10 protein-coding genes are annotated in these 14,425 nt (G+C 44.4%); 6 read left to right on the top strand and 4 right to left on the bottom strand.

Features of this window, described 5'->3' with window-relative positions:
- Positions 1–240: 240 nt before the first annotated feature.
- The 5 genes from IGI96_RS06995 to rny all read left to right on the top strand — a co-directional run bounded on the left by IGI96_RS06995 (position 241) and on the right by rny (position 6,186).
- Positions 241–1,143, top strand: coding sequence for a helix-turn-helix domain-containing protein (locus IGI96_RS06995; RefSeq protein ID WP_016608952.1), 903 nt, complete (start codon positions 241–243; stop codon positions 1,141–1,143).
- Between the two features lie 132 nt (positions 1,144–1,275).
- Positions 1,276–1,857, top strand: a complete 582-nt coding sequence (gene pgsA, locus IGI96_RS06990; protein ID WP_034859101.1) for a CDP-diacylglycerol--glycerol-3-phosphate 3-phosphatidyltransferase — start codon at positions 1,276–1,278, stop codon at positions 1,855–1,857.
- Between the two features lie 127 nt (positions 1,858–1,984).
- Positions 1,985–3,223, top strand: a complete 1,239-nt coding sequence (locus IGI96_RS06985) for a competence/damage-inducible protein A (protein ID WP_086338859.1) — start codon at positions 1,985–1,987, stop codon at positions 3,221–3,223.
- Between the two features lie 102 nt (positions 3,224–3,325).
- Complete coding sequence (gene recA / locus IGI96_RS06980; protein ID WP_005226448.1) at positions 3,326–4,369, top strand: recombinase RecA; 1,044 nt, start codon at positions 3,326–3,328, stop codon at positions 4,367–4,369.
- Positions 4,370–4,611: 242 nt separating this feature from the next.
- Entirely contained in the window at positions 4,612–6,186 is a 1,575-nt protein-coding gene (gene rny, locus IGI96_RS06975) for a ribonuclease Y (RefSeq protein WP_438784970.1), read from the top strand.
- Positions 6,187–6,484: 298 nt separating this feature from the next.
- On the opposite strand, the gene treR is transcribed toward rny, so the two are convergent.
- Genes treR through IGI96_RS06960 form a run of 3 tightly spaced genes read right to left on the bottom strand, consistent with a single transcriptional unit; the run spans position 6,485 to position 10,548 of the window.
- Positions 6,485–7,201, bottom strand: coding sequence for a trehalose operon repressor (gene treR, locus IGI96_RS06970; RefSeq protein WP_005226457.1), 717 nt, complete (start codon positions 7,199–7,201; stop codon positions 6,485–6,487).
- Between the two features lie 54 nt (positions 7,202–7,255).
- Complete coding sequence (gene pgmB / locus IGI96_RS06965; RefSeq protein ID WP_005232889.1) at positions 7,256–7,906, bottom strand: beta-phosphoglucomutase; 651 nt, start codon at positions 7,904–7,906, stop codon at positions 7,256–7,258.
- 14 nt (positions 7,907–7,920) lie between these two features.
- Positions 7,921–10,548 (bottom strand): glycoside hydrolase family 65 protein, encoded by a 2,628-nt coding sequence (locus tag IGI96_RS06960; RefSeq protein WP_086338860.1) that lies wholly within the window; start codon positions 10,546–10,548, stop codon positions 7,921–7,923.
- Between the two features lie 336 nt (positions 10,549–10,884).
- Between IGI96_RS06960 and treP the strand changes: the two genes are divergently transcribed.
- Entirely contained in the window at positions 10,885–12,864 is a 1,980-nt protein-coding gene (treP, locus tag IGI96_RS06955; protein ID WP_016608959.1) for a PTS system trehalose-specific EIIBC component, read from the top strand.
- A 120-nt stretch (positions 12,865–12,984) separates the two neighbouring features.
- Here treP and IGI96_RS06950 read toward each other — a convergent pair whose 3' ends face one another.
- Positions 12,985–14,358 carry an MFS transporter gene (locus IGI96_RS06950; protein WP_010748497.1) on the bottom strand — a complete coding sequence of 458 codons (1,374 nt, stop codon included), beginning with the start codon at positions 14,356–14,358 and terminating at the stop codon, positions 12,985–12,987.
- Positions 14,359–14,425: the final 67 nt, after the last annotated feature.

Raw genomic sequence — 14,425 nt, 5'->3', positions numbered from 1 at the left:
TTCTTTAATTATTGAAGCAAAATCTTTTTTTGTTTTTTTACAAAAAAACACGGAAAAAATGTTATATTTAGTAGACGGCGCGCTCAGATGGCAATCGGCGTGACGGAGTTTTTTTTATTGACGTATACAGGGAACCCCTGTTTTAAAATGATAGAGCAGCTTTGCTGACCTTACGACAAGCAGCGAAGCGATTTTAGGGCTTTTTTTAAAGATGAATAAAAGACTGGAGTAGATGATCGAGTGGCCAACGAAACAACGATTGGAGCAAAATTACGGCAAGCCCGTTTAGATAAAAACATTTCATTGATTGAATTACAACAAATGACAAAGATCCAAAAACGCTATTTAGAAGCAATTGAAGCAGAGCGTTTTGATCAATTGCCAGGCACTTTTTATGTCCGTGCGTTTATTCGCCAATATGCAGCAGCGGTTGGAGAAGACGGCGACAAATTGGTAGCCGTTTTTGATGGCAAAGATACGTTAGACGCCCCCTTACCAAAAAGACCGCAGCCTGAAACCGTCAGCGGCTCACGAAAAGCACAGCACGTAGAAGAAAAAAGCGGCTCATTTGTCGTCCGCTATTTGCCGATGATTCTATTAGGCCTGGTGGCCATTACGATCGTGAGTATCGTGGGCTACATGGCTTGGCAGGACCGGAATACAACGCCGATGATCCAAGGAAGCTCTTCTCTTGTGGTAGAAAATTCAGCGTCTACCGCTTCCACCACGTCAAGTACGGAAGAAACCAGTACTTCGAGTGAAGCGACTGAGTCCTCAAGTACGACGGAATCCAGCGAAGCGAAAATGACGATGACTGCCAGTGATTCGACGCAATCGTCGATCACGATCACGATGAAAGATGCGGAAAATCCTATTGAATTAGCATTTACTGGGCTAGATGCTTCTTGTTGGGTCGGTGTACAAGTCGACAACGCTTATGTGTACCAATACACTGTTCAAGCGGGAGAAACGCAATCGATGACGCTGCCAGAAGGCGCCACGAATGCGACTTTGACCCTGGGCGCAAGCCAAAATATCTCCATCACTGCCAATGGTCAGGAAGTGGACTTTTCTGATCCGCAATTTGAATTGTTACAAAAGACAGTCCGCCTCGTGATTGAATACCAAGACGATGCGGCATAAATCTGACAAATGCGCCTTATTGAGGTATCATTAGCTAAAAAGTTATCTGTTGCATCCGACCATTGAAAAGCAGAAGTAGTGGCATGATTTGCCGTTATTTCGTACAATAGTCGGCAGAGAGGAGTCTATTTCGTGAATTTACCCAATCAATTAACTGTATTACGGATCATTATGATCCCCATCTTTATTTTGGTCTTGGTTTTGCCAATCGATCTTGGCACGCTGACCGTTGGTACGACACAATTAGAAAACACGCACCTTATTGCAGCGATCCTTTTTGCGGCAGCCAGCATTACAGACTGGCTAGATGGCAAGATCGCTCGTTCCAGAGGCCTTGTTACCAACTTCGGGAAGTTTGCTGACCCGTTAGCAGATAAAATGCTCGTCATGACGGCCTTTATCATGCTGGTTGAATTAGACAAAGCCCCAGGCTGGGTAGTTTCGATCATCGTTTGCCGCGAGTTGGCAGTGACAGGTTTACGCTTGTTGTTAGTGGAACAAAGCGGGGAAGTCATGGCTGCTGCGTGGCCAGGGAAAATCAAAACCGCGACACAAATGGTTGCGATCATTTTCTTGTTCTTGAACAACATTCCCTTTTCAATGATCGGTTTACCTATCGATCAAATCATGTTGTATCTATGTTTGATCTTCACGATCTATTCCGGGGTCGATTATTTCATAAAAAATACGAATGTTTTTAAAAATTCTATGTAAAATTTCTAGATCTAGATAAAGAAGCGATAAAAACAAGGATACAAGTCACGAAAGTTCAGAAGTTTTCTGGACTTTTTTTGTCAATATGAAAGACTTTTACGTATCTGATAAATGAAGGAGTAAACGAATGAAAGCAGAAATTATTGCAGTCGGGACCGAATTACTTTTAGGACAGGTGGTGAATACGAACGCGACCTTCTTGTCAGAAGAACTGGCAAGTCTTGGGATCGATGTTTTTTATCATAGTGTTGTCGGGGACAACCCCAATCGCTTAGAAGAATTGCTGACGATCGCCGACAAACGCAGCGACTTGATCGTATTGTGCGGCGGCTTAGGGCCCACCGACGATGACTTGACGAAACAAGTCACTGCCCGTCATGTGGGACAAGAGTTAGTCAGAGATGAACCAGGTTATCACCAATTGAAAGCCTTCTTTGAAAACAGTCAACGGAGGATGACGGAAAACAATTTGCGGCAGACCCTCGTTTTTAAGGACGGTGTGTCTTTGCCAAATCCCAATGGACTAGCGATCGGGATCTTTTATCAGACAGCCACTACCAGTTATTTGCTGCTGCCAGGACCACCAAGTGAACTACAGGCGATGTTTCTTACCCACGCAAAACCACTTCTATTAGAGCAGTTTCCCCAAGAAGAAGTCTTGCTGTCTCGCGTTCTGCGCTATTACGGGATTGGGGAATCGGCATTGGTCACAGAATTGGCCGATTTGATCGAGAATCAAGTCAATCCCACCATCGCTCCTTATGCCAAACCCAATGAGGTCACGCTGCGTCTGACGGTCAAAACCGCAGACGAGGCGCAAGGGATCAAACAATTGGATGCGTTAGAAGAAACCGTCCAAGCACGGGTCGGTGCGTATTTCTATGGGTATGGGGAACAAAATTCGCTGGCAGAAACAGTCGTCGAGCGACTGATCGAGAAAAAGAAAACCGTCACCGCAGCGGAAAGTTTGACCGCTGGTTTGTTCCAAGCGACACTAGGAGGGATTCCTGGCGTCTCTGAGGTGTTTCCCGGTGGGTTCGTGACATATTCTGCTGCAACAAAAAGCAAGCTCTTAGGCATCGATCCAGAGCTTTTGGAAAGCTATGGGACTGTTAGTCAGGAATGTGCAGAAGCAATGGCCGTCTATGCCCGCAAACAAGCCGAGACTGATTATGCGGTGGCGTTTACGGGTGTTGCTGGTCCAGACGAGTTAGAAGGTCAGCCTAAAGGCACCGTTTGGATCGCCTTAGCTTCTGACAAAGGCGTCTCGAGCCAGCTGTATCACTTCAACCGCGACCGCGCCTATATTCGGCATAGTGCCGTCATGGCGGGCTTAAATCAAATACGTAAGGAATTATTAAATTAATGCGAATGTTTGTTCGTTTTTTCTTGCAATTTCCCGTCAGAAGGACTATTATTATCTTATGAACGACACACGAAAGTGATGAATATAAGGAGGATTATCCGTTTGGCAGATGATCGTAAAGCAGCCTTAGATGCTGCACTAAAGAAGATTGAAAAGAACTATGGTAAAGGTGCCATCATGAAGCTTGGCGAAAAAGTTGATCAACAAATTTCAACGATCCCAAGTGGTTCATTGGCCTTGGATGTTGCATTAGGTGTAGGTGGTTACCCACGAGGACGGATCGTAGAAGTTTACGGCCCAGAAAGTTCTGGTAAAACGACAGTTGCTTTACATGCCATTGCGGAAGTCCAAAAAAATGGCGGAACAGCAGCATTTATCGATGCCGAACATGCGTTAGATCCTCAATATGCGCAAAAATTAGGTGTAAATATCGATGATCTTTTGTTATCACAACCAGATACAGGAGAACAAGGATTAGAGATCGCTGACGCCTTAGTTTCAAGTGGTGCGGTTGATATCGTGGTCATTGACTCGGTAGCAGCTTTAGTCCCACGGGCGGAGATCGACGGTGAAATGGGTGATACCCACGTTGGTTTGCAAGCACGTTTGATGTCACAAGCATTACGGAAACTTTCTGGTTCCATCAACAAAACGAAAACGATCGCGATCTTTATCAACCAAATTCGGGAAAAAGTTGGGATCATGTTCGGGAATCCAGAAACGACGCCTGGTGGCCGTGCGTTGAAATTCTATTCAACCATCCGTTTGGAAGTACGTCGTGCTGAGCAATTGAAATCCGGTACAGATATCATCGGGAACCGCACGAAGATCAAAGTAGTCAAAAACAAAGTAGCGCCACCATTTAAAGTAGCAGAAGTCGACATGATGTATGGTCAAGGGATTTCCCAAGAAGGTGAATTGCTGGATATGGCCGTGGAACAAGACATCGTCGATAAAAGCGGTGCGTGGTATGCCTATAAAGGGGATCGTATCGGTCAAGGTCGTGAAAACGCCAAAAACTACATGCGTGAACACCAAGAAATGATGCTAGAAGTTTCTGCTCGCGTCCGCGATGCTTACGGGATTGGAACAGGAGAGACCGTAACCCTTGAGGAAGCGCAAGAAGAATTACCATTAGACGACTAAGTCTTGAAAAAGCCAAACAACCTCGTTGTTTGGCTTTTTTGTGGTTTTTGCCAGATTCGTCCATTGTTGAAAAAACATCCGTAAAAAGGAAGGGTTGCGAAAGTTTACTTTATTATTTAAAGTTGACACTCTTGGGTTCAAACATTAGAATAAACGTATGTGGATTTCCACATAAGAAGTAGCGAATTGATAATTTTGTTATCCTTTGTTAATCAAAATTACAAAATATTTAAAAAGATAGTATGGAGGTGGATTCATTGGAACTACTTTACATTCTCCTCGCTATCATCGGTTTAATTGTCGGTCTTGGATTAGGAGTTTATGTGACGAAATCTCGTCATGAGAAAGAAATCAACGGCGCCCAAAATTCTGCAGCTGGAATTATCGAAAGCGCTAAGAAAGAAGCAGAAACTCTTAAAAAAGAAGCATTGTTAGAAGCTAAGGAAGAAAATCAGAAGTATCGGTCAGAGATTGAAAGTGAGTTGAAAGAAAGCAAACTTGATTTAAAATCACAAGAAAATCGTTTACTCCAAAGAGAACAAGTTCTTGATCGTAAGGACGATTCTTTGGAAAAACGAGAACGCTCACTTGAAGATAAAGAAGGCAGACTTAGTGAGAAACAACAATTAATTGACGAGCGAGAAAAAGAAGTAGAAAACTTAATCGATGGACAACAGAAAGAATTAGAGCGCATCGCTGCGCTGTCTAGAGATGAAGCAAAAGAGTTGATCATGAAATCAACGGAAGAGGAATTGAACCATGAATTAACGATCATGGTCAAAGAATCTGAACAGCGTGCGAAGGAAGAAGCAGATCGAAAAGCAAAAAATCTCTTGTCCTTAGCAATCCAACGTTGTGCCGCAGACCAAGTGTCTGAAACCACGGTATCGGTCGTATCATTACCAAACGATGAGATGAAAGGTCGAATCATCGGAAGAGAAGGTCGGAACATTCGCACCCTTGAAACATTGACAGGGATCGATTTGATCATTGATGACACGCCAGAAGCAGTCGTCTTATCAGGATTTGATCCGATTCGCCGTGAAATTGCTCGTGTGACCCTTGAAAAACTGATTCAAGACGGCCGGATCCATCCAGCTCGAATTGAAGAAATGGTCGAAAAATCTCGGAAAGAAATGGATGAGCATATTCGTGAATATGGGGAACAAGCAGCCTTTGAAGTCGGCGCCCACACCCTTCATCCAGACTTGATCAAGATTTTAGGTCGTTTGCGTTTCCGTACCAGCTACGGACAAAACGTCTTGAACCACTCGATCGAAGTCGCAAAACTAACCGGTGTTCTTGCCGCAGAATTAGGCGAAGATATCCAGTTAGCCAAACGTGCCGGACTCTTGCATGATATCGGGAAAGCCCTTGACCATGAAATTGAAGGCTCTCACGTTGAGATCGGGGCTGAGTTAGCTGCCAAATACAAAGAAAATGGTGTGGTGATCAATGCGATTGCTTCTCACCATGGAGATGTTGAAGCAACATCGGTTATCTCTGTTTTAGTTGCAGCCGCAGATGCCTTGTCAGCAGCCCGTCCAGGTGCCCGCAGCGAATCATTGGAAAATTATATTCGCCGCTTGCAAAACCTAGAAAATATCGCCAACGGCTTCAAAGGGGTCGATTCCAGTTTTGCAGTCCAAGCCGGACGTGAAGTCCGTGTAATGGTCAAACCAGAAGAGATTTCTGATTTGGATGCTGTACGATTGGTTCGCGACATCCGCAAGAAGATCGAAGACGATTTGGATTACCCAGGTCATATCAAAGTAACCGTTATTCGCGAGACCCGCGCAACGGATTACGCCAAATAGCAAGCAAAAGCAGTATCCTCTCAGAGGGTACTGCTTTTTTGTGTAGCTGATTGTCAATAAGGACGGCTGAGTTGTGCAAAATCGACTCTATTTCATCAGCCCCATAAATGATCGTGCCTTTTTTATTCGTCGGCAACAGAACAACGAACAAGCAAAAGGATGGCTCGATAGCGACAGAGGCGAAAAATGGGAGGATCGATCCAGTATTATCGATTGGGGGGCTATTGAAAAACAAAACAGACCCAGACTTCTCGGGGAAGTCCAGGTCTGATTCATGTGTTTCACGTCTATACGTCCATCAAATCTTGCGTCGGCGGGCAAAGTCCACAAAGCGGAATTTATCCAGTCGGTGGATCGATTCGGTGTATTCAAAACAGCGCGTGTCTTCTAGATACACGAGGCTGCGAACCGTAACGACATGCTGATCTTCAGGACGCAGATCCATTAGATCCCGCAATTCTTTGTTGACGGGGTCAACAGTGATTTCTTTTTGTGCATAAGCGATCTCAAGGCCAAGGTCATTTTCAAAGTAATCAAAAATCGATACTTTCGCTCGGTTTTCTGGCAACTCTTCGATGATAGAAGCATCAAGGTAATCTTTATCCAAAATCACCACTTCTCCATCGATTCTCCGCTGACGGATCAGTTTCCATGCCTCAGAGGCGACAGGCCAACCAGTAGTCTCGTGCAGCTTTGGCGAAACGGCGATCTTACGGATCTCGACAACCTTAGTTTCACTAGGAATGCGTTGGGTATCTTGCAGCTCTCGAAAACTCGTCAAGCCAGAAATCGGGAAATCAAAGCGATTCAAGTCTAAAACGATTGAACCTTTCCCTTGTTTCTTTTGGATATAACCAGCATCCCGCAATAAATTCAATGCCTTACGGACAGTCTCGCGGGAGACACCATAAGTTTTGATCAATTGGTTTTCGCTAGGCAGCAAAGAATGCGGAGGGTATTCGTTTGCTAGAATTTTTTGTTCTAAATCTAAAAATATTTCTTTGAACTTGTTCATCGGATTGCCCCCTCTTTGGCTATTATAGCGAGGCCAATTTGGAAATGCAATCGACTATTTCGCCAAAAGTTCGTCAATGTTTAGGTCCGTTAATTTTTCAACGATCACATCTGCACCGTGTAATTCTTCTCCTGAATAAACGCCTACCGCATACATACCAGCAGCTTTGATACCGTCGATCCCTGCTTGAGCATCTTCAAAGCCAACTGCTTCTGCCGGTTCAATGCCTAGTGCCAGCGCTGCTTGGATAAAGATTTCTGGATCTGGTTTGCCTTTTTTCAAGGTTGCTGGGTCAACGATCGTATCAAAGTCTTGCATGACCCCAAGTTTGTCCAAAATAAACGGTGCATTTTTGGATGCCGAAGCGATCGCACAAGGAATGTTTTTTGCTTTGGCTTCATCAAGGAATGTCTTTACCCCTGGCAATAGATCATCAGGAGTCAAGCTTTGTAATAATTGTACATAGTGGGTATTTTTCTTCGTCGCTAACGCTTCTTTTTCGACTTCTGTGTAGGCATCATTTTTGTTGCCTAGGGTTAAGATTCGCTCTAAAGAGTCCATGCGGCTGATGCCTTTTAACTGCTCGTTGAACTTCAAATCGATCTCGATCCCGATCTCCGCAGCTAATTCTTTCCATGCAATGTAGTGGTATTTGGCCGTATCCGTGATAACGCCGTCTAAATCAAAAACAAATCCTTTTTTCATGTGTAACACTCCTTTTAGTAAGTAATCGTTGCTTCTTTCTTTGCTTCTAGAGAAACTTGTTGCCCATTCACTAAGATCATGACTGGCTGATCAGCGGTAATCGTCAATGTTTCATGTGTAACATTCATCGCAAAGCGGGTGCCGCGAACTTCTAGCTGAAAGGCTAAGCTGTCCCAAGCTTTCGGCAAGTTTGGCGTGATCTGCAGCTGCTCTTCTCGAATATCGATCCCAGCAAAAGTGGTTAATGGAATAAACAACGTAGCAGCCATGACACCGGCGTGAATGCCTTCTGCTGTAGTCCCGCCTTGGATATCACGGTAATCAGAAGAGAGGGCTTCTTGGTATAATGACCAAGCCAACTCCTGATCATCTACCATTGCCGCCAACTGGGCATGAACGATGCGTGACAACGTCGAGCCGTGGGAGGTACGAGCCAAGTAATAATGGAGATTTTTTTCAATATAGTCTGTTGGCAGCTGGTAAGAAAGATCTGCCAAAATCTGATTGACTTGCTCTTTTGAGAAATTGTAGAAAATCATCAAACTATCCGCTTGTTTCGCGACTTTGTAGCTGTCAGCACTCTTGCCTTCAGCGTTTAAGATGCGGTCCATCCGATAGATGTTGCCATATTTCTCTTTGTAGTGAGCCCAATCCAGATCTTCCAGCTGGAAGTACCCTTCAAATTGTGCAATGATGCCTTCTGGATCAATCTCTAAGCCCAGCTTGGTACGAATATCTGCCATAGCAGCAATATCTGCAGGGGTTAAAGCCGTTTTCTCTAATACCGCTTGGAAGCTCTCTGCTGAAAGTTGTTGTTGAAGGTTCTCGATCTCTTCAAACAACCATACTACCATCATATTGGTATAGGCGTTGTTTTTCAAGCCGCCTTGTTCACTATTTGGGTAGCTTTCATGAAATTCATCTGGTCCCATGACTTTATCGATAAAGTAACGTTGAGCAGCATCATCCCAGGTGGCAGCACTTTGCCAGAAATGAGCGACTTCTAACATCAATTCTAACCCATATTGTTCCATGAAGACTCGATCTTGCGTGTTGTGCCAGTATTGCCAAATGTTATAAGCGATCGCTAAGGAGACATGGCGTTGCAAGCGACTGTGATCTTCTTTCCATTCGCCGCTGATAGGGTTCAAATGCAGTTCTTGGGATTGCTCACTGCCATCCAATCCTGATTGCCATGGGAACATGGCGCCTTGGTAGCCAGCTTTTTGGGCATCTTTTTTGGCAGCAGCTAAGCGGCGGTAGCGATACAGCAGAATTTCTTTGGCGGTGTCAGGAAAATGTAGAATGTAAAACGGTAAGATAAACAGTTCATCCCAGAAAATATGACCGCGATAGGCTTCACCATGTAGGCCACGGGCAGTGATACTGGCATCTAAGGACTCCTGATAAGCATTCGGTGCTGCGGAGACCAGCAGATGATACGTATGCAGATTCAGCATTTTTTGCGACATCAAGTCACCAGTGACTTCGATGGCCGCTTTCGCCCATAATTCAGCCCAGGCTTGTTTTGAGGCGGTATACATCGTCGCAAAATCAGGTAATGCTAAGGAAGAAAACGTAAATGCCGGTTGCGGCTCTTCTTGGCGATAAGCGGCAACAGTGACTGATTTTTCGACCCGATAAGTTTGTCCTTCCGTCACCTCAAGGGTTACTTGCTGACGGATGAGCTGGTCATTTGTTTCAGCTTGCAGCTCAGCCAATGGTAGGTCCTGTGAAAACAGTTCAGAGGATTGGACAACGGTAATCTGTGATTGGTTAGTGGTGACCACTAAATGCGCTTTGTTTTGTTCAGCTGCTGCCTCTTTCACGGTCAAATGCTGGTTAGTTAAACTACGGTAACGAGCGACGTTATAGTTATAGACCGATCCGTCGGCTTCACTGACGAAGGTAAGGGCGCCAGAAAAGTTCAGCGGGGTAAACTGATAGACCAAACTGTATTGGTGAACATCTTGCATATTGGCGATCTTCTTCGTTTCGATTCGCAGACGCTTTTGTTTTTTGGTTTCAATTTCTGCCACTGATTGGAACAAGCCGGTCTTCAAATCCAATGTCCGTTTAAAGGAAAGGAGCTGATTGTTGGCGATATCGATCACTTCATCATCGATCTTTACGTACATTTTTTGCAGATTCGGTGCATTGACGAAGTCTTCATTGCTGATGGTATGACCAGAAACATCCGATTCCACCGTATTGTAAAGACTTGCTAAATACAGTCCTGGATAGTTCGCTTCACAAATGGTCATCTCAGGCGTTGTGCCTCGCAGCCCTAAATAGCCGTTACCGACGGTTAAAAGTGACTCCACCGAGTATTCATCTTTACCAGGGGTGTAGCCATAGTATTCGAGGCGCCAAGGAATTTCAGCAGTTTTTTCTTCATACTGTTCTTTCGTAGTGCAAACAAAGGGACGATTCAATTTTTCTGTCAACCATTGGTCTAGTGAAAAAGTCCCTTCTTCATTTGTAAACACCAGCGATTCAGAGACGACCCCGCCACCTTCCATTTGCTGCAGCTGCGCGGTCAGTGCGGCAACGCGCTCACTGTCAGTCCCAGAAAACGGATAGGTCGTACCCGTTTGATCCGTTAACAGCCATTGTTCCTTAGACAATATAATCGTATTCACAGTAGTTGTCCTCCTTTAAACTTGTCTATACATGCAAAATGATTATAACGTAAATTGTAAGCTATTTCAATTTATCTAGCCTGTTTTTTTATTCTTTTTTGTCAAATAAACAGTAAATAAAGTTGTTGGCAATATTATTTTATATTAATGAAACATTTTAAAAAACGTTTATTTATCAAGGTTTTTATATGGTACCTTTGCTATTTGCTTGTATTGTTTATAGAAAAAGTGAAAAAAGTTGGTTTGAAACGCTTGCAATATCAAAATTATCAAGTTATGATTAGTGCGTAATCAAAACATATATATACAAGTGGAGATGAAAGGGGTTTATTAATTATGGGAAAGTATCGTGATGATGCTGAGAAGCTGCTGGAATATGTTGGCGGCAAAGAAAATATCGCCGCAGTAACACATTGCGCGACACGGATGCGTTTTGTTTTGAACGATCAGTCAAAAGCAAACGAAAAGGCAATTGAAGAAATTCCAAGTGTCAAAGGAATGTTTACCAATGCGGGACAATTCCAAGTCATTATCGGCAATGATGTCTCAACGTTTTACAATGATTTTACCGATGTATCAGGAATAGAAGGTGTTTCTAAAGAACAAAGTAAAGCGATTGCAAAAAACAATCAAAATATCGTGCAACGAGCGATCGCTACGTTAGCTGAGATCTTTACCCCGTTATTACCAGCGATTATTGTCGGTGGTTTGATGCTAGGGCTGAGAAATTTCTTAGAAGGTGTACCGCTAGAAGCTCTAGGTGGACAAACCATTACACAAGCTTCTACTTTTTGGAACGGTGTCAACGGCTTTTTATGGCTGCCCTGTGAAGCCATCTTTCACTTTCTACCAGTAGGGATTACTTGGAGTATTACACGTAAGATGGGAACCACGCAAATATTAGGGATTGTTTTAGGGATTACATTGGTTTCACCGCAATTATTAAATGCTTATTCAGTAAGTTCAACTTCTGCTGCAGAAATTGCTCAAAATTATACGTGGGACTTCGGGTTCTTCACTATTGATAAAATTGGGTATCAAGCACAAGTGATCCCAGCAATGCTGGCAGGTTTCTTATTGGTTTATCTTGAAAGATTCTTCCGGAAATGGATTCCAGAAGCGGTTTCAATGATCTTCGTTCCATTGTTCTCATTGCTGCCAACTATTTTAGCAGCCCACATGGTGTTAGGTCCAATCGGTTGGCAAATCGGATCAGGCATTTCTTGGGTCGTAAATGCTGGCTTGACCTCACCATTAAACTGGTTATTTGGTTTCATTTTCGGTGGCTTGTATGCGCCTTTGGTTATTACCGGATTGCATCATACAACGCTAGCGATCGACTCTCAATTAGTAGCGGATTTTGGGACAACCAACCTTTGGCCAATGATCATGCTGTCAAATATTGCGCAAGGTACGGCAGTATTGGCGATTTGGTTCCTTCACCGTGGCAATAAAAAAGAAGAACAAGTCTCTGTTCCAGCAACGATTTCTGCTTACATGGGGGTTACTGAACCAGCGATGTTCGGGATCAATTTGAAATATGTTTACCCATTTGTCGCAGCAATGGTAGGTTCTGCCTTTGGTGGTATGCTGATCACTGCAACGAATACCCGTGCATTAGGTATTGGTGTAGGGGGACTACCTGGCTTCTTATCATTTAAAATTGAAAACTATCCAATGGTCTTCATCTCAATGGCGGTGACGATTGCGATCACGTTTGTTTGCACCATCATCTTTAGAAAAGTTACCTTCTTAAATAAATTAGAACCGCAATTGGCTGCTGATACAGCTGCAGCAGCGGCTGTTGCACCAACGACGGCTGCACCGACAACTGCAGCCCCAGAAGCGGCACAAGTTTCAGAGGAAACCCTTTATGCTCCAGCTGATGGGAAAGTAGTTGCCATCACTGAAGTTTCTGATCCTGTCTTTTCTCAAAAAATGATGGGTGACGGCTTTGCTGTTCAGCCAACGAATGGAACGATTTATGCTCCTGTTGCAGGTACGATCTCTAGCATTTTTGAAACAAAGCATGCAATTGGGATTTTAACGCCTGGTGGCGCGGAAGTTCTTGTTCATATGGGCTTAGATACTGTGGAATTAAAAGGTGCGCCATTTGAGGTCCTTGTTTCTGAAGGTGACACGGTCACACCAGAAACGAAGATTGCAGTGATGGATCTAGATGCAGTGACCGCAGCTGGCAAACAGACAGATGTTTTAACAGTCATCACGAATGCCGAAAAAGTGCGTCAGCTTTCATTGACGACCACAGGCACAGTGACAGCCAAAACAGCGGTTGGTTCCGCTGAATTAAACTAAAAAAATAATCCGTTTCCGAGAGCACCCTTTGACTAAGAAGGGGGATCGGAAGCGGATTTTTTTATGGCCGCCCTCAAGGGAGAGCGGCTTTTTCTTGGTTTTCAATGGGTAAAGCCGCAGTTAGCTGACGGCTTTTTTGTCGGTGCTTTTGCGGAAGTAGTTGATCGTTAATAGGAAAGTCAGTAAGACTAAGGCCCACAAAAAGAATAAGGCGATTTGAGAGCCGATGACCGTCCCTTGGGTGTAATCGGTCGCCGCATTTTGTGCCAAATTTATAATGGTCGCCACCACAGCCGTCGCCACTGCACCAGAAAATTGCTGCAGCGTATTAAAGATCGCATTACCGTCCGCGTACAACGCAGGAGTCAGCTTGTTTAAGCCGGTGGTCATCATATTGCTGTAGGCTAAGCCGATCCCGATCATGTAAAAGACATGTCCAGCAACTAGGCTCCAAATGAAAGGCGAACGCAAAACGAGGGCTAAGGCAAGCCAACCGATGGCAATCAACGTCAAACCAGACAGGATCGGTTTTTTCGGTCCAACTTTATCCAGCAACCGACCAGAGATTGGCGCAAGGATCGCCCCGATCGCCGCCCCAGGAAGCATAACTAATCCTGCAGTAAAGGCATCTTTTCCCAAGACGAGTTGGACAAAGTTCGGCAAGACAAAGGAAATGCCCAGTAAAAGGAACTGACAAACAAGAAAGCCAAACAGAAACAAACTGAAGCTACGGTTTTTCAAAACAGCCAAACGAATCAAAGGGTTCGGGCCTTTTGAGCGTTGATAAAACAAGCCAGCACCAATGAAACCGAAAAGCAGCGGCAGTAGACTCGCTAAGGTGCCTACTTGATTCAAGAACAATAAGAAGCCGCTGAACATCAAGACGATTCCTAATACACTCAGTAAATCCAGGGAAGTGTCTTTTGCCCCAGCCGTTTTAGGGATCGAGTAAAGGCCGAGTACTAGGGAGATCAGCAAGACTGGGATCAAGAAAAGAAAGATCGCATTCCAAGACCAATGGGCGGTCAATAAGCCCCCATATGTCGGTCCGATCGCTGGAGCGATGGAAGTGGTCAAATTCCCTAAGCCGATTGCCGCTCCCCGTTTTTCAAAGGGGGAGTAAGTCAAAATGATGTGGAACATCAAAGGCAGTGCGATCCCTGTGCTGGCACCTTGGAAAAAGCGGCCAATCAGCAAAATGGCAAACGTCGGCGATAAAAAGTCGATCACCAAGCCAACAAGGAAAAAGGCGTTGGCAGCTAGAAACAAGGTTCTCAATGAGAAGCGTTTCAAAAGGTAGGTCGATATTGGGACAATGATGGAGATGACCAGTAAGTAGATGGTCGTCACCCATTGAACATCGGATGTTGAAAGCGTAAATTGATCGATCAATGTCGGAAACGTTACATTCATGGCTGTTTCAATCAGCACACCTGCAAATGACATCAATCCGGTTGCGAGGATCGCCCCCACGAGTTTTTTGTTGTTTTCCATATTCTCACCTCTAAAAATTCGCAAAAAAAGAGACCGTTTCTATTCTCATAGAAACCGCCTCTCTCTC

It is taken from the genome of Enterococcus sp. DIV0421 (assembly GCF_051713745.1).
Taxonomy (GTDB): Bacteria; Bacillota; Bacilli; order Lactobacillales; family Enterococcaceae; genus Enterococcus_D; species Enterococcus_D casseliflavus.
The sequence above is the reverse complement of the archived record's forward strand: the minus strand, read 5'-3'. Positions and strand labels throughout refer to the sequence as shown.

Bases quoted from the DNA above. Each gene is read 5' to 3' on its own strand.
- IGI96_RS06985 (WP_086338859.1), top strand. From the start codon at position 1,985: ATGAAAGCAGAAATTATTGCAGTCGGGACCGAATTACTTTTAGGACAG.
- rny (WP_438784970.1), top strand. From the start codon at position 4,612: ATGGAGGTGGATTCATTGGAACTACTTTACATTCTCCTCGCTATCATC.
- treR (WP_005226457.1), bottom strand. From the start codon at position 7,201: ATGAACAAGTTCAAAGAAATATTTTTAGATTTAGAACAAAAAATTCTA.
- pgmB (WP_005232889.1), bottom strand. From the start codon at position 7,906: ATGAAAAAAGGATTTGTTTTTGATTTAGACGGCGTTATCACGGATACG.
- treP (WP_016608959.1), top strand. From the start codon at position 10,885: ATGGGAAAGTATCGTGATGATGCTGAGAAGCTGCTGGAATATGTTGGC.
- IGI96_RS06950 (WP_010748497.1), bottom strand. From the start codon at position 14,358: ATGGAAAACAACAAAAAACTCGTGGGGGCGATCCTCGCAACCGGATTG.